This window comes from Bacillus sp. ms-22 (assembly GCF_009759805.1).
In the GTDB taxonomy this organism is placed as follows: domain Bacteria; phylum Bacillota; class Bacilli; order Bacillales; family Bacillaceae; genus Bacillus; species Bacillus xiamenensis.
The window spans coordinates 2,938,445-2,953,888 of record NZ_CP046653.1 but is presented as its reverse complement, the minus strand read 5'-3'; the positions used below and the strand labels follow the sequence as shown (position 1 = coordinate 2,953,888).

The following is a 15,444-nucleotide window of genomic DNA, read 5'->3' as shown; positions in this document are numbered from 1 at the left end:
TAATAGAGGGCCCGTTGGTCAAGCGGTTAAGACACCGCCCTTTCACGGCGGTAACACGGGTTCGAATCCCGTACGGGTCACCATTTTTATAGAATACATACCAGCATTTTATTCGGAGGATTAGCTCAGCTGGGAGAGCATCTGCCTTACAAGCAGAGGGTCGGCGGTTCGAGCCCGTCATCCTCCACCATATCTCTTATATCGTCGCGGGGTGGAGCAGTTCGGTAGCTCGTCGGGCTCATAACCCGAAGGTCGCAGGTTCAAATCCTGCCCCCGCAACCAAAATTTTTTGTTTATGAATTAGGGAGTACTCATTGAGTGCAGTCAAAATGGTCCGGTAGTTCAGTTGGTTAGAATGCCTGCCTGTCACGCAGGAGGTCGCGGGTTCGAGTCCCGTCCGGACCGCCATTTTTTAAAAAGAATACTTGGCTCGGTAGCTCAGTTGGTAGAGCAACGGACTGAAAATCCGTGTGTCGGCGGTTCGATTCCGTCCCGAGCCACCACTATTTGCCGGTGTAGCTCAATTGGTAGAGCAACTGACTTGTAATCAGTAGGTTGGGGGTTCAAGTCCTCTTGCCGGCACTGTTTTTCAAATGTGGAGGGGTAGCGAAGTGGCTAAACGCGGCGGACTGTAAATCCGCTCCCTCCGGGTTCGGCGGTTCGAATCCGTCCCCCTCCACCATTTTTATTTTCATAGGGGCATAGTTTAACGGTAGAACAGAGGTCTCCAAAACCTCCGGTGTGGGTTCGATTCCTACTGCCCCTGCCAATTATATGATTCATAACATCTATGGCGGTTGTGGCGAAGTGGTTAACGCACCAGATTGTGGCTCTGGCACTCGTGGGTTCGATTCCCATCAATCGCCCCATTTTATTATTGGGCTATAGCCAAGCGGTAAGGCAACGGACTTTGACTCCGTCATGCGTTGGTTCGAATCCAGCTAGCCCAGTTGATATGCGGAAGTAGTTCAGTGGTAGAACACCACCTTGCCAAGGTGGGGGTCGCGGGTTCGAATCCCGTCTTCCGCTCCAATAATGGCGGCATAGCCAAGTGGTAAGGCAGAGGTCTGCAAAACCTTTATCCCCGGTTCAAATCCGGGTGTCGCCTTTTTTGAAAAGACTGCCGGGGTGGTGGAATTGGCAGACACACAGGACTTAAAATCCTGCGGTAGGTGACTACCGTGCCGGTTCAAGTCCGGCCCTCGGCACCATTGTTTTTTTATATAAGTTGCGCTATTTAATGATCATGCCGGTGTGGCGGAATTGGCAGACGCGCACGACTCAAAATCGTGTTCCTCACGGAGTGCCGGTTCGACCCCGGCCACCGGTATCTATAATCGGTAATTGAATGAATGTACCGTCAATCTAATGCTTCTCTATTATGGAGAGGCATTTTTTTGTGTTTTAAATTTGCTTTGGTGTTTGCACAGGCAGCATGTAACATCATTCCTAAGAACAGATCATGAGTTTGAATCATCTAACGTCATAGTGAATTGTATTTCATTCTTGAATATTTCAGATAAACAGAAGATCCGTATCCCTTTCTAGAAAGCAAAGTGTTGAAAACTCCTTTAGTTGATCCATCCCATTTGATAATATAAAATTAGCGATCTAAAGAAAGGGCAACTTAATACCCTTGACATGGTTTACAAAATGAAAAGTTATACAGTCCTTCGTTTTAAGTATTCGATTACTTTTCTGTGTAAATCATTCAAGTGATACAGGGATGCATGCTGTGGACAATTATATTCCCTTTGCTAAGCAGGGCCCTTTAGATAGCTGCTTTTATGTATAGGGAAAACTCCACCTCTGGCTGGTATCCCGTCTTTAGGGGGATTTTTAATGAAAAATCAATATAACAATGAAGAATTACTGACAGGCGGGAATGTCTCAAACGTCTATCGTTCGGGAGATACGGTTAGACGGGAATTAAAGCCAGGCAATAGCAACATACACAAATTATTAAAGCATTTGGAGAAAAAGAATTTCAGTTATGCCCCAAAGTATTTAGGTATTGATGATGAAGGGAGAGAGATACTCTCTTTTATCGAAGGGGAGGCCGGCAATGATCCTGTAAAAGGCTATATGTGTTCTCATGATGTTTTAAAAGAAATAGCGAAAATGCTAAGACTCTACCACGATGCTGTAAGTGACTTTCCAATATCAGATGATTGGGAACGAATGGACAATACACCTAACCAAACAGAGGTGGTGTGCCATAATGATTTTGCCCTGTACAACATTATTTTTAATCATGGAAAACCTGTAGGAATCATTGATTTTGATGTTGCGGCTCCTGGTCCAAGACTTTGGGATATCGCTTATACACTTTACACTTGTGTCCCTCTTAGTAGATTCATTCGCACCGAGACTGGTAAGCTGGTTCAATATCATTCATTAGAACATGCAGATCCTATAAAATATAGGATTCAATTGTTTTTCGAATCCTATGGTGAGAAAATGGGAGAAAGTTTTTTGGATATGGTGTTGCTGCGCTTAGAGGGGTTATGTAAATACATGAAAAGAAAAGCACATGAAGGGGACATAGCTTTTCAGAAAATGATCGCTGAAGGGCATCTTGAACACTATCAAAAGGACATGGAATTCATTCAGGCGCACGGAAAAGAATGGATTTAAGAGCAACCATTTTTTCATGGAGGGTTTGTCTTAGGATTAAATTGAATGTAAAAAAGGCGGCGTTATTCTATTGCAATCTACTACTATATTACGGGTCATCATTCAAGACGAGAGGTCAACACATGATCCGCATTTTAGACAGTACTGTGTACAAAAAGAGCAAGGGCTGCGTAAAGAGGCGCTAAAAGTCCTTGATTCCTTTATTGAAGAAATGAAGAAGAACGATTTTGAAACACAGCGTGTCTTTGTGGAGTGGGGTGTTTGAGTGGATTGAACAGTTTGAGGATGGTCACCATTTGCTTGTGTATCCGTTGGTGAATGGAATTACCCAGCCTGTTCTTCAAAAATGGGTGGATATTGATCCATTGGATGTGAGACCGTATCGCTGGCAAGGTCTGTTTGTGCACCAAGGAGAAGCACTGCCTTATTTATTGAAGGCGGTAGAGCTTGGAGGCGGTGAGGAGCAGCGTGTGATTGTTCAGATTTGTGAAACCTATGTATCGGCGTTGTGGTATTCGTTTCACCATATACATGAAGATCTTTATTTAAGTACCTTTGAGATGGATCAAGAGCGAATTCAGGGCATTCAAGATGTCGTGATGCTGTTACAAGATGAAAGGACACGTACCTATTATCAAAAACAAGCAGATTACTATACGCAGCTTTTATCAGACTGGATTAAATTTCAGCAAACGGAGACAAACGATTTTATGAAATGGTGTGCTGAGCGAGAGAAGTCGTATGAATGGGTGGAGACTTTTTATTATCGCCAATAGATATGATGGATAAACGACAGAAGGTTTCTGTCGTTTTTATATGTCGAGCCATATGCGCTTTATTTCTAAATGATCTGGTCGAAAGTATTTTAGGACATAGACATCTGGGTTGCTGAGTGTTTTCCATTCATTGAATCCTATGTCCGGATCAGCATATTTGAGGAGCAGGCTCATGATATTGCCATGTGTGACAAAGAGGGTATGATCTTCTCCTCTTTTTATTTGTTCGTCAAGAGCTTCTACGATCCGGTTCATGGCTTCCTGACTGGATTCTCCGCCTTCATACGCGATGGTTAAATCCATAAAAGTGAGCTTTAGCTTTTCATACCAATCGTCCATTGGCTTGCTGCTTAACACACGTTCAGAGAGACGCTCATCCGTTTTTATCTTAAGCTGTTTTGTATGGGCAAGAGGCTGGCTGGTTTGGATCGCCCGTTTATAAGGACTTGAGATGATCTGATTGAGTTGTATGCTCGAAAAGAACTCGGCGAGTGTGTGTGATTGTGCGATGCCCTGCGGTGTTAAAGCCGCGTTTTTGGATTGTCCATCTGCTTGGCAGTGTCTGACGATATAATAGGTTTTCATGGGATTACACCTTTCATTGAGTAAATAGAGGATAAAAAAATCATCCAGTTTTGGATGAGCATTCACGAAAGTCTAGGTTCATTTGTTTGTATCTGTTTCTTTATAGGGATCTGTGAGCTTGGAGGTCAGGTCTAAATTGAATAAAAAATCATCTAAGGTGTCTGTACCAAAGGGAAGGGTGGAAAAGTTAATTGGGATACAGTCTTCTTGCGTTTCTGAAGTGATCGGTTGTTTGGGCTGCTTTTTTCTCCAGTTCTTAAACAAGCACATGTAGGGCCCCCTTTTCTAAGAAAAAGATGGATTTATACATAATATACGGGGAGAGTTGTCCGAGCGTCAATTGTTTTCTTCAAATGGGTCTATTCAATTTATACGAAAGAAGCCACAGGCAAGTGCGGCTCTTTATGAATATTTACATAGCATGACGTAATGCTTGCAGTAATTTACGTTCGCACCTTAAGTTGTATCGCTTTTTATGGAGTTTCTCCGTTTTAAACCTGCCAATGGCATGGCGAACATCTTGGTGATAAATGATCAGCTCTCTACTTGTTTGCTCATTTAATAACGCTTGAAACCAGCTATATTGTTTCAGATGTACTGCGTTCCTGGAGATATCCTCTTCATCTACCTGTAGAAAAGGGATATACAGAGCAAGGGTAAAGATGTCTAAAATAAAACCCATATCATCTCCTCCTTTCATATGATTCATTACGCTTAGAAAAGAGGAGAGGTTTCATTCAATTGATCTCTAAAAACAATCCCAGTGCATCAACCATTCTTTCGTTTCTTTGTTGTAATAGAAATACATGGTGCCATGATCACCAATCATGAAACGAGGTTTTTCTTCTGAGGCGATTTGCAGCATGAATTCACCTTGCTTTTGATGGGGCGGAGATTGAATATAAGCCCCATATCCGCCGATTTTTGTGAACGAGTAATTTGAGTATTGTTGAAAGAAGTAGTCTGTTGCTTCTTCACTTTCATTCACTTCTGATAAATCAACGTACGACCAAGCTTCCTCCCAGCACGGGTAGTCTTCTTGTTCACTTTCGCTCCACTGGATTTGAAAGGGTTTGATTCCTTTCACTTCTTCAGGGGTCTCAACGATTTCTAATCCTTCCATTGTTGAATATTCAATGAGCTTCCAGCCTTCACCGTTTTTGGTGATATCAATCGGAAGTGCTTTCTGGTTGAGAAAAATTTGTATCATCTTACATTCATCAAAGCCGTTTATTCCCCCTGGTACTTCTGGTAAATATATTTGCAAAATGGGAATCATAGCTCCGTCTTGATCTGTCGGCCATCCTTTATCAGGGTGCATGAAAAAATGACCGGCAAACCAGCTGTATCTATATGGATCAGAACGAAATCCGCCAATCTTGGCCGTGACTGGTGTTTTCCCTATTTGATTTAATTCATGAAAAGCCTTGATCTCCATTTAACATCTCTCCATCCATTAGCCTGCAATATGTGCATCCTGAAACGTGCCATTGATATTTCCAGTGACAATGATGACATGTCCCCAAAATACATCACCGTCATGATAGTAGGCTTCAAATTCTCCATTTGGATAAGCATGGAGGCTTTCCAGTGACATGCTGTTAATCAATTGATCTTGCGAGATCTCTTCTTGATGTTCAGTCGAGTCGTCTTGTTCCTGCCAATCTTTGGCTAATTCAATCAGTTTATTTGCCGCAAATGATTTAATAGAGGAATCCCATTTAGCCTGTTCTTGTACGAGTTGTCTAGCGGTTTGGAGAGAGGCGGCTATGTCTTCGTCTTCTTCAAGATTGAAGTAGAGAAGGCTTTCCTGGTTGCCCCATTGGATGGTTGTTTCAAATAAGTCCAGTCCTTTTACTAATTCAAAGGTGCCCAATTTGTCATCGTGATAAAAGACAGGTTTTTGAGCCTCTTCTAATATCTCTTCAAGATCTCTATCCTCGGTATCTGTATCGGTAAGTGATACGAGCATGAATTCACCTTCACCTTTTCGCACCTGAAGTCTAACGATTGATTCTTGATGTATTTGTGCTTGTTTTTCTCGTAATCCCTTGTCATCTGTTAACCAGCACAGTCTCATTTTTTCGGTTGTGATTCGGTCATTTTCCTTCCAAGCAATGAGTGGAATGGAAGCGGTCCAAAGCGTTTCTTTTCCTGCTTTTCCTGCACCGACCTCAGAAGGTCCTGTGACAGCTATGATGTCTATCACTTCTTCTGAAAATCTTTGTTCAAATGTGTTGATTTGTTTGTTCGTTTTCATAGGATGTCCCCCAGCTTGATTAATTGATGGAGCTATACCTTTATCACACCGTACATTGGCAGAGGAAATCAAGCTTTTTTTGCTTAAAACTGTTTTTAGGTTTATAGAAGCAGAGCGGATACATGGATTGTTGGAGGTTGAGTCACAATAAAAGAGCAAATGGGCTGAGATCGAATTTTGTATAATTTTGGGTAAATAAGTCGAAAAGCCTAGGTGATTCTTCCTTTTCTTTATAATTACTTTGACACGATTAGATGAAAAAAGTAAAGTAGTACTGAGTGATTTACAAAACCTTCATGATACACTGAAATGTGAAGTTTTAGTAAATTTAGTGTAAATGGATAATTTTCCTTTTATTTACTCGTATTTTTTTTGAAACTTATGATGCTTCTCATTCGTTATATTAAAGGAGCACATGTAGCCAGCGGAGACAGAGCATCGGAATACCTGGTGCAGAAGATTTACATTTGCAAAATGAATGTAAATTTTTTATGATTTCATTTATATCAGATCGAAATGAAGAAAGAAGAGGTTTTATGAAAAAAATATTTGCGAACAAATATAGCTTTTTTGTTTTGGCTGTTCTTTTATTTTGGGCAAAATCGTATACAGCTTACAAAATGGACTTTAATTTAGGAGTCAAAGGTTCTTTTCAAGAGGGGCTTCTTTTATTAAATCCATTCAGTTCAGCCATTGTGTTTTTAGGACTTGCTCTCTTTTTGAAGGGGCGTAAATCTGCCATTGTTTTAATTGTCATTGATTTTATTATGACCGCACTTTTATATGCGAATGTAGCGTATTACCGTTTCTTTGATGACTTTTTGACTTTCCCAACTATGAAGCAAGCGGGCAATCTTGGGGGAGGCATGACTGGCGGTGTGTTAGCCAGCATTAAGCCGCATGACCTTTTGTACTTCATTGATATCATTATTTTAATTGCTATTGTCATTTGGAGACCAGAAGTGAAGAAGTTCCAAATGAAAAAGACGTTTGCACTGCTGATTGTGGCTGCGGGTGTTGGACTGTTCTTTGTCAATCTACATTTAGCTGAAAAGGATCGTCCTGAATTATTAACGAGAACATTTGATCATAAATATATTGTCAAATATTTAGGTGTTTATAACTATGCGATTTATGACGGTGTGCAAACGGCGCAAAATGCAACGCAGGTAGCAAATGCAAGCAGTGATGATTTAACGGATGTTGTGAACTACACGACCTCTCATTATGCGAAGCCAAATGCTGAGTATTTTGGTCAAGCAAAAGGGAAAAACATCATTAAAATTCATTTAGAAAGCTTCCAGTCGTTCTTAATTGACTACAAACTAAATGGAGAAGAAGTCACGCCATTTTTAAACAAGCTGGCTCATGGTAAAGATGATTTTACGTATTTCGATAACTTCTTCCATCAGACTGGTCAAGGGAAGACATCTGATGCTGAGCTGATGATGGATAATAGTATGTTTGGCTTGCCAGAGGGTGCAGCGTTTGTGACAAAAGGTGAAAATACCTTCCAATCACTTCCTGCGATCCTAGATCAAAAAGCTGGCTATACAAGTGCAGTGCTCCACGGTGACTATAAATCTTTTTGGAACCGTGACACGATTTATAAGCATATGGGAATTGATCAATTCTTCGATGCTTCATATTACAACATGGATGAAGAAAACCTTGTGAATATGGGTCTGAAGGATAAGCCGTTCTTTAAAGAATCAATCCCAATGTTAGAATCGTTGAAAAAGCCATTTTATGCCCATTTAATGACTCTCACAAATCACTATCCATTTAATTTAGATGAAAAAGATGCGACGATCGCTAAGGCAACAACTGGCGATAAAACCGTAGATAATTACTTCCAAACAGCAAGATATTTGGATGAGTCATTAGAGCAATTCTTTAAGGACTTGAAAAAATCAGGTCTTTATAAAGACTCAGTGATTCTATTATATGGTGACCATAACGGTATTTCTGAGAACCATAACCGTGCAATGAGCGAAATCCAAGGGAAAGAAATTACCCCTTATCAAAATGCACAAAATCAGCGTGTTCCGCTCATGATTCGTATCCCTGGAAAACAGGGCGGCGTGAACCATACGTATGGCGGTGAAGTCGACGTGATGCCAACACTTCTTCACTTACAAGGTATTGATTCAAATGAGTTCGTGAATTTTGGGACAGATCTATTTTCTAAACAGCATGATCAAACCGTTGCATTCCGTAATGGAAACTATGTGACACCGAAATATACCCTTGTAGATAATACAGTCTACGATACAAAAACGGGTAAAGTTGTGAAACAAAATAAAAAGACAGAAGCAATTAAAGCCCGTGTTGATAATCAGTTAAGCCTTTCAGATAAAGTGCTCTACAGGGATCTTCTTCGATTCCATAAACTATCTGATTTTAAACCAGTGAATCCATCTGATTATTTCTATGGTAAAACAAACAAAGAGAACGAGGCGGATTCTTCTGCTAACTAACTGAGTTTTGGGCAAGCACAGAAAGGTGCTTGCCTTTTTCTCTCTCAGCTTGATTTGTTGGCAAAATATGTTTATATTTAGGGAGGAAACAAGTGTGACGTCAGCGGCCAGCTGGCGAAAAACTCATTTCGTCCTAGGGGATTTCAGGAGGAGCTTATGACGACAAATACAAAAACACAAAAAAAGAAATCAGAGTTATGGGGCTGGATCAAAGCCATCTTAATCGCATTTATTGCTGTTTTTATCATTCGTAACTTTTTATTCGCACCGTATATTGTGAAAGGGACTTCTATGGAACCGACCCTGCATAATACAGAGCGGGTTTTTGTGAATAAAACCGTTGATTACTTCGGCGATTATAAACGGGGACAGATCATCGTTCTTGATGGGGAAGACCGCAGCACTCACTATGTGAAACGATTGATTGGTTTACCTGGTGATAAAATCGAAATGAAAAATGACCAGCTGTATGTGAATGGTAAAAAAGTATCTGAGCCTTATTTAGAGTCAAACAAAAAGAAAGCAGAAGCAGACGGCACTTTGCTGACGCCTGATTTTGGTCCTCTTACCGTTCCTAAAGGGAAGTACTTTGTGATGGGTGACAATCGCCAAAATTCAATGGACAGCCGCAACGGTTTAGGTCTTTTTACAAAGAGTGATATTCAAGGGACAACATCATTTGTGTTTTATCCCATCCAAGATATTCGTTTACTCAATCATTAATAAAATAGATCAAAAAAAGCACACCCGTGTGCTTTTTTTGTTTGTTTAAGACTGACTTTTTGAAATCGCCTGTTCTAGATCTGCCAAAATGTCTTCAATCGCTTCTGTTCCAACAGATAAACGGATGAGTTCTGGTGTAACGCCTGTCGCTTTTTGCTCTGCTTCACTTAATTGTTGATGCGTTGTGCTGGCAGGATGAATAATCAGTGACTTAGAATCGCCCACGTTGGCAAGGTGTGAGAAAAGCTGGACGGAATCAATGAGCTTTTTCCCTGCTTCTCGCCCACCTTTAATACCGAATGTGAGGATGGCTCCTTGTCCTTTTGGTAAATAGGTTTGAGCCAGCTCAAAGGATTCATGGCCTTCAAGACCTGGATAGCTTACCCATTCTACAAGAGGATGCTCCTGTAAAAATTGTGCGGTCTTCAATGCATTTTCACTATGACGCTCAAGACGTAGATGCAATGTTTCTAAGCCTTGCAAAAGTAAAAATGAGTTGAATGGTGATAAAGCCGCCCCTAAATCACGTAAGAGCTGTACACGTGCTTTTGTGATATAAGCCGCTTCTCCAATCGCTTCGGTATACGTCAGTCCATGATAGCTTGGGTCTGGTTCCGTCAGTCCTTTGAACTTATCACTGTCAGCCCACGGGAATTGACCACTATCGACGATGACTCCGCCAATAGATGTGCCGTGGCCGCCAATGAATTTCGTCGCTGAATGGACGACAATGTCTGCACCAAACTCAATAGGTCTTAACAAATAAGGACTGGCAAGCGTGTTGTCCACAATAAGTGGAATATGGTGCTTGTGTGCAATGGCTGAGACGGCTTTAATATGTAAAATGTCGCCTTTGGGGTTCCCGATACTCTCTGCATAGACAGCTTTTGTTTTGTCTGTAATGGCCGCTTCGAGTTCTTCAAGGTTAGATGAATCTACAAATTTCACGTTAATGCCAAGCTTTTTTAATGTATGGGCAAATAGATTGTATGTGCCGCCATAAAGACTGCTGGAGGATACGATTTCATCGCCAGCACCTGCAATGTTTAAAATGGAATAAGTAGTAGCTGCTTGTCCAGAAGAGACGGCAAGCGCACCAATTCCACCTTCAAGCGCTGCGATCCGTTTTTCAAACACGTCATTTGTAGGATTCATAATACGTGAATAAATATTGCCAGGTTCCTGAAGTCCAAATAAATTCGCTGCATGCTCACTATCTCTAAAACCGAAAGAGCTTGTTTGATAAATAGGTACAGCTCTTGAATAGGTGGCTGAATCAAGTTCCTGACCTGCGTGAATGGCTTTTGTTTCTAGACGAAATTGAAGATCTTCTGACATGTGTGTATCCTCCTTTTGTTAGATAAAACCAACTATTTTGATAAGAAATATTTAATAAGACTATAAATCTTGTTTCCTGTCCGGTCAATGATTTTTTAGATAAATCTGAAAAAACAATAATTATAGTTGACAGGTCGGAATAGTGTGTATTAACATGACCATACTGAAAACATCAACAAGAATAGCTGATCGGTCAACCGAAGGCTCTATCACTTATCATGAGTGAAGGGCCTTTTTTTATTTTAATTAGAAGGGAAGATGAACATGGAAAAAAAGAAAAAACGAAGAAAATACAGAAGACATCTGGATCTTACACTAGACATTTTGATTGAGCGGAACAAATATGAGATTTACAGTAATCAAGAACGAATAGAAGCGATTTACGATCGAATTGATGAAAAGCATACAAGGTCGAAATAACTATTTTATAAAATATAGTTGATTTATAGGGATAATATGATTTAGGATGATGCTAACAAATCAATATGAACAGCTGATCGGACAACACGAAGGCTCTTATCTCTCTTTTGGGATAAGGGCCTTTCTGTGTATATGCAAGAAGACAAGAGGAGTGAAGGGTGCAGTGACAATTTCCATTGATATTGTGGGGAAGTCTTTTTGGAAAGACAAACAAACCATTCAAGTGCTTGAGGACGTGAGGCTCACCATCGTTCCTGGTGAATTCGTGACGGTGATTGGTCCGAGCGGATGCGGGAAAAGTACATTGCTGAAGATCATTGGAGGGCTTGATACAGATTATGAAGGAGAGATCGTGATAGGAGAAAGGCGTGTGACAGAACCAGGAATGAAACAGGGCTTTATCTTTCAAGAGCATCGCTTGTTTCCGTGGCTGACGGTCGAAGAAAATATCGCTGCCAATTTCAATTTAAAACAAGCAGCTATACGCCGAAAAGTGGATGAATTGATTGAGATTGTTCGGTTAAAAGGTTTTGAACATGCTTATCCACATGAGCTTTCGGGCGGAATGTCACAACGTGTAGCCATCGCAAGAGCACTCCTGCGTGATCCGGAGATTTTACTGCTTGATGAACCATTTGGTGCGCTGGATGCATTTACACGGAAACACCTACAAGATGTGCTGCTGGATATTTGGCAGGAGAAAAGAACCACGATGGTGCTTGTCACTCATGATATTGATGAATCCATTTATTTAGGCAATGAAATTGTGCTGTTACAGGCAAGACCCGGCCGAATTCATAAAATCCTTCCCGTAAATTTACCGTTTCCGCGGAATAGAACGTCAACAGCCTTTCAGAGCTTAAGACAAAAGGTGCTTTCAGAATTTGAGAAAACAGATGAGCTGTTATTGACGGATGGCTCAGGAATTTAAGGAGGTCAAATCGGATGAAAAGGCAAAATAGAATCGCTCTCTTTCTGGTTCTCCTCCTTGTATTAGCAGGGTGTGATCAAAGCGTCAATGGATCAGAAAACAAGCCGAAAGAGATTCGGATTGGCATTCAGCAAAGTCTAAGTCCACTACTTTTAGCAAAGGAAAAAGGATGGTTTGAACAATCATTTGAAAAAGAAGGTGTGAAAGTCAAGTGGGTGGAGTTTCAAAGTGGTCCTCCCCAATTCGAAGGACTGGCCGCTAATCAATTAGATTTTTCTCAGGTTGGTAACTCACCTGTTATAGCTGGCCAGGCAGCAGGAATTGATTTTAAGGAAATTGGTTTATCTCAGGATGGATTGAAGGCGAATGGGATTTTAGTGAACAAGAACAGTGAGATTCAAAAAGTAGAAGATTTAAAAGGGAAAAAAATTGCTGTTGCGAAAGGGAGCAGTGGTTTTGACTTTTTATACAAAGTGTTAGATCAGGTAGGATTGTCTGCAAAGGATGTTCAGATCATTCAGTTGCAGCCGGATGAAGCAATATCTGCGTTTGAGAATGGGTCTGTTGATGCTTGGGCGATTTGGGAGCCGTTCTTATCACTTGAAACGATACAAAAAGGGGCAAAACTGCTGGTCAATGGAGAAGCGACCGATTTATATTCTCCAGGATTCACACTTGTCAGAACCAAGTTTGCCGATCAGCATCCTGAACTGGTGGTGCAATTTTTAAAAGTTTATGACAAAGCGGTGAAATGGCAGAAAGCAAATCAACAGGAAGCCATTACACTATATGCTCGTTTGAAGCAGTTAGATCAGAAGGTAGTGACACAAGTATTAAACAATACAGAGCCGCTCAATGAGCCCATTTCTAAGAAGATCATAAATGCCCAGCAGCATACAGCTGATTTTCAATATCAAACAAAGGCGATTCAGCGGAAGATTGATGTCAGTCAGGTGGTAGATAATTCGTTTATTGAAAAAATGTTAAAAGAGGAGAAGAATTGATGAAAGCTGTATCTAATCCAGCTCTTGTGACTAAAACCGAGAGACCGAAGAAAAAGAGGAGAAAAGCTTCATCCTTGATCATGTTAAAAGGACTTGTATTACCTGTTTTACTCATTGTGATTTGGCAGGTAACTGCTGGTTTCCAAATCGTTTCTTCGACTGTACTTCCTGCCCCCACTGTCATTGCGGAATCTTTTCGAGAGTTGATCCGTTCCGGTGAGCTGTTTGGCCATCTTTATATCAGTCTTTACAGAGCGATTTGCGGGTTTTTACTTGGGGGAGGTTTAGGACTTGTGATGGGCGTGTGTGTCGGTTTTTCTAGGAAAACAGAGCAGTATGTAGATCCGACCTTGCAGATGCTGAGAACAGTTCCTCATTTAGCGGTGACACCTTTATTTATTCTTTGGTTTGGTTTTGATGAATCAGCGAAAATTTTGTTAATTGCACTTGGGGCTTTTTTTCCAATCTATATTAATACCTTTTTAGGGATTCGCAGTGTAGACAATAAGCTGTTTGATGTGGCTCGCGCTTTAGAGTTTAATCTGTATCAAAACATCACAAAGCTGATTTTACCTGCTGCCCTTCCACATATTCTTCTGGGCGTGAGGCTTTCATTGGGCATTGCCTGGCTTGGTTTAGTCGTGGCTGAATTAATGGGGTCGAGCAGTGGTGTCGGCTATATGATTATGGATGCAAGGCAATTCTCGCAAACGGATAAAGTGTTTGTAGGGATTATCATCTTTGCGGTAGTTGGTAAAGTGACAGATTCATTTGTACGTCTGTTAGAAAAGCGTCTGCTTAGGTGGCGCACAAGTTATCAAGGTGAAAAATAATTGGAGGCGATGTGATGAATATTCTATGGTTTATTCCAACGCACGGGGATGGTCGTTATTTAGGATCATCAAAAGGTGCAAGACAGGCAGACTATCCATATTTTAAACAAATTGCTCAAGCTGCAGATCAGCTTGGTTATACGGGGGTCTTGCTGCCTACAGGAAGATCTTGTGAAGATCCATGGCTGACGGCTGCTGCTTTAGCGGCAGAAACAACTCATTTAAAGTTTCTTGTGGCTTTGCGGCCGGGTTTGATGCAGCCGTCTGTTGCTGCTAGAATGACCTCCACACTCGATCGACTTTCAGGCGGGAGGCTGCTGATCAATGTTGTGGCGGGCGGAAGTAAAGAAGAACTTGCAGGTGATGGGCTATTGATTTCTCATGATGAACGCTACGAGGCAACAGAGGAATTTTTAACCATTTGGAAGCGGCTATTGAAAGGGGAGAAGGTGCAGTTTCAAGGAAAGCATTTGCAATCACAAAATGGACAGTTGCTATTTCCACCAGCTCAAACGCCACATCCACCCGTCTTTTTTGGTGGATCATCAGAAGCAGGAATTCAAACAGCTGCAAAGCATACAGATGTTTATTTAACTTGGGGCGAGCCGCCTGCACAAGTAAAGGAAAAAATCGCACAAGTGAAGAAGCAGGCTGAAAAGGAAGGAAGAACGGTGAAGTTTGGTATTCGTCTTCATGTGATTGTGAGAGAAACGGAAGATGAGGCTTGGCAGGCAGCGGAACATCTGATTCGTCATTTAGATCAAAAGACGATTGATGAGGCGCAAAAGGCTTTACAAGGGATGGACTCAGTAGGGCAAAAACGAATGGTTGAATTACATCAAGGGAATAAAGAAAAGCTTGAAATTAGCCCGAATCTTTGGGCAGGCATTGGTTTAGTTCGTGGCGGTGCCGGAACAGCGCTCGTCGGTGACCCGCAAACAGTGGCAGAACGTATCGTAGAATATCAATCTCTCGGTATTGATACATTTATCTTTTCTGGTTATCCGCACTTAGAAGAGGCTTATCATTTAGCAGAACTTGTTTTCCCGCTTCTTCCATTTAAAAGAAATGGTGATGCAAGACTTCATGTGCCAGCTGGAGAAATTATAGGGAACCATTACTTCCCTGATACAGCCTCTGCTGCAAGTTCGTCATAAATGAAAAGCAAAGCAGCCCAGCGAGTGTGGCTGCTTTGCTTTTTTATATAGAAAAACAAGAACGTAAAAAGGTGTGTGCGGTTGAAGAAGGTAAGGGCTTTTTTCCCAATGCGCTTTCTTGTATATACATATTTCGAGTGGCAAGAGAAGAAGGAAAATATACTCACTCTTTTGTCCGAATCATCAGTAAATATTTCATAATTGGTCTGTTAACGACATATAAACAGGACTTTTATATCTGATATATCGGGGGAATTCTTTCTAGCTTACAAAAATGAAAGAATATATAGAAGAGATGAT

The 15,444-nt window shown here is 41.2% G+C and carries 14 protein-coding genes, 14 tRNA genes and 1 pseudogene; 23 read left to right on the top strand and 6 right to left on the bottom strand.

Annotated features, from left to right (window positions below; all coding sequences use genetic code 11):
• Positions 1-8: 8 nt before the first annotated feature.
• The 16 genes and pseudogenes from GPA07_RS15435 (at position 9) to GPA07_RS15360 (ending at position 3,413) form a co-directional block, all read left to right on the top strand.
• Positions 9-83: transfer RNA gene (locus GPA07_RS15435), tRNA-Glu, on the top strand.
• 31 nt (positions 84-114) lie between these two features.
• A tRNA-Val gene (locus GPA07_RS15430) sits at positions 115-190 on the top strand.
• Between the two features lie 15 nt (positions 191-205).
• A tRNA-Met gene (locus GPA07_RS15425) sits at positions 206-282 on the top strand.
• 49 nt (positions 283-331) lie between these two features.
• Positions 332-408 (top strand) — tRNA-Asp (locus tag GPA07_RS15420).
• Between the two features lie 19 nt (positions 409-427).
• Positions 428-503 (top strand) — tRNA-Phe (locus tag GPA07_RS15415).
• A gap of 6 nt (positions 504-509) precedes the next feature.
• A tRNA-Thr gene (locus tag GPA07_RS15410) sits at positions 510-582 on the top strand.
• Positions 583-597: 15 nt separating this feature from the next.
• Positions 598-682, top strand: a tRNA-Tyr gene (locus GPA07_RS15405).
• Positions 683-695: 13 nt separating this feature from the next.
• Positions 696-769: transfer RNA gene (locus GPA07_RS15400), tRNA-Trp, on the top strand.
• Positions 770-793: 24 nt separating this feature from the next.
• Positions 794-869 (top strand) — tRNA-His (locus tag GPA07_RS15395).
• Positions 870-878: 9 nt separating this feature from the next.
• Positions 879-950, top strand: a tRNA-Gln gene (locus GPA07_RS15390).
• A gap of 7 nt (positions 951-957) precedes the next feature.
• Positions 958-1,032: transfer RNA gene (locus tag GPA07_RS15385), tRNA-Gly, on the top strand.
• A 5-nt stretch (positions 1,033-1,037) separates the two neighbouring features.
• Positions 1,038-1,108: transfer RNA gene (locus GPA07_RS15380), tRNA-Cys, on the top strand.
• Positions 1,109-1,122: 14 nt separating this feature from the next.
• Positions 1,123-1,211 (top strand) — tRNA-Leu (locus GPA07_RS15375).
• A gap of 37 nt (positions 1,212-1,248) precedes the next feature.
• Positions 1,249-1,330 (top strand) — tRNA-Leu (locus tag GPA07_RS15370).
• A 512-nt stretch (positions 1,331-1,842) separates the two neighbouring features.
• Positions 1,843-2,637 carry a phosphotransferase gene (locus tag GPA07_RS15365; protein WP_157292924.1) on the top strand — a complete coding sequence of 265 codons (795 nt, stop codon included), beginning with the start codon at positions 1,843-1,845 and terminating at the stop codon, positions 2,635-2,637.
• Between the two features lie 70 nt (positions 2,638-2,707).
• Positions 2,708-3,413, top strand: a pseudogene (locus GPA07_RS15360) (hypothetical protein).
• Positions 3,414-3,449: 36 nt separating this feature from the next.
• Here the strand turns inward: GPA07_RS15360 and GPA07_RS15355 are convergent.
• From GPA07_RS15355 to GPA07_RS15335, 5 genes are all read right to left on the bottom strand, one after another.
• Entirely contained in the window at positions 3,450-3,998 is a 549-nt protein-coding gene (locus GPA07_RS15355) for a histidine phosphatase family protein (protein ID WP_008358647.1), read from the bottom strand.
• Between the two features lie 78 nt (positions 3,999-4,076).
• Positions 4,077-4,268, bottom strand: a complete 192-nt coding sequence (locus tag GPA07_RS15350; RefSeq protein WP_008358649.1) for a hypothetical protein — start codon at positions 4,266-4,268, stop codon at positions 4,077-4,079.
• A 142-nt stretch (positions 4,269-4,410) separates the two neighbouring features.
• On the bottom strand, positions 4,411-4,680 hold the full coding sequence (locus tag GPA07_RS15345) for a hypothetical protein (RefSeq protein ID WP_008358651.1): 270 nt from the start codon (positions 4,678-4,680) through the stop codon (positions 4,411-4,413).
• Between the two features lie 66 nt (positions 4,681-4,746).
• Positions 4,747-5,436, bottom strand: coding sequence for a DUF1963 domain-containing protein (locus GPA07_RS15340; RefSeq protein WP_157292923.1), 690 nt, complete (start codon positions 5,434-5,436; stop codon positions 4,747-4,749).
• Positions 5,437-5,454: 18 nt separating this feature from the next.
• Complete coding sequence (locus GPA07_RS15335; protein WP_157292922.1) at positions 5,455-6,258, bottom strand: DUF2262 domain-containing protein; 804 nt, start codon at positions 6,256-6,258, stop codon at positions 5,455-5,457.
• Between the two features lie 536 nt (positions 6,259-6,794).
• Here GPA07_RS15335 and GPA07_RS15330 point away from each other — a divergent pair.
• Together GPA07_RS15330 and lepB are read left to right on the top strand one after the other, a co-directional pair.
• Positions 6,795-8,738: a lipoteichoic acid synthase gene (locus tag GPA07_RS15330; protein WP_034739123.1), complete on the top strand. Its 1,944-nt coding sequence runs from the start codon at positions 6,795-6,797 to the stop codon at positions 8,736-8,738.
• A gap of 156 nt (positions 8,739-8,894) precedes the next feature.
• Entirely contained in the window at positions 8,895-9,461 is a 567-nt protein-coding gene (gene lepB, locus GPA07_RS15325) for a signal peptidase I (RefSeq protein WP_071167866.1), read from the top strand.
• 45 nt (positions 9,462-9,506) lie between these two features.
• Here lepB and GPA07_RS15320 read toward each other — a convergent pair whose 3' ends face one another.
• Complete coding sequence (locus GPA07_RS15320) at positions 9,507-10,799, bottom strand: homocysteine synthase (RefSeq protein ID WP_157292921.1); 1,293 nt, start codon at positions 10,797-10,799, stop codon at positions 9,507-9,509.
• A 264-nt stretch (positions 10,800-11,063) separates the two neighbouring features.
• On the opposite strand from GPA07_RS15320, the gene GPA07_RS15315 reads away from it, so the two are divergent.
• The 5 genes from GPA07_RS15315 to ssuD all read left to right on the top strand — a co-directional run bounded on the left by GPA07_RS15315 (position 11,064) and on the right by ssuD (position 15,144).
• The gene (locus GPA07_RS15315) at positions 11,064-11,219 is read left to right on the top strand and encodes an FbpB family small basic protein (RefSeq protein ID WP_034739115.1); all 156 of its coding nucleotides are present in this window, start codon (positions 11,064-11,066) and stop codon (positions 11,217-11,219) included.
• 163 nt (positions 11,220-11,382) lie between these two features.
• The gene (locus tag GPA07_RS15310) at positions 11,383-12,150 is read left to right on the top strand and encodes an ABC transporter ATP-binding protein (protein WP_008358663.1); all 768 of its coding nucleotides are present in this window, start codon (positions 11,383-11,385) and stop codon (positions 12,148-12,150) included.
• Positions 12,151-12,164: 14 nt separating this feature from the next.
• Positions 12,165-13,154, top strand: coding sequence for an aliphatic sulfonate ABC transporter substrate-binding protein (locus GPA07_RS15305; protein ID WP_008358665.1), 990 nt, complete (start codon positions 12,165-12,167; stop codon positions 13,152-13,154).
• Positions 13,155-13,234: 80 nt separating this feature from the next.
• On the top strand, positions 13,235-13,987 hold the full coding sequence (locus GPA07_RS15300) for an ABC transporter permease (RefSeq protein WP_406566832.1): 753 nt from the start codon (positions 13,235-13,237) through the stop codon (positions 13,985-13,987).
• 14 nt (positions 13,988-14,001) lie between these two features.
• On the top strand, positions 14,002-15,144 hold the full coding sequence (ssuD, locus tag GPA07_RS15295) for an FMNH2-dependent alkanesulfonate monooxygenase (protein WP_008358669.1): 1,143 nt from the start codon (positions 14,002-14,004) through the stop codon (positions 15,142-15,144).
• Positions 15,145-15,444 lie beyond the last annotated feature (300 nt).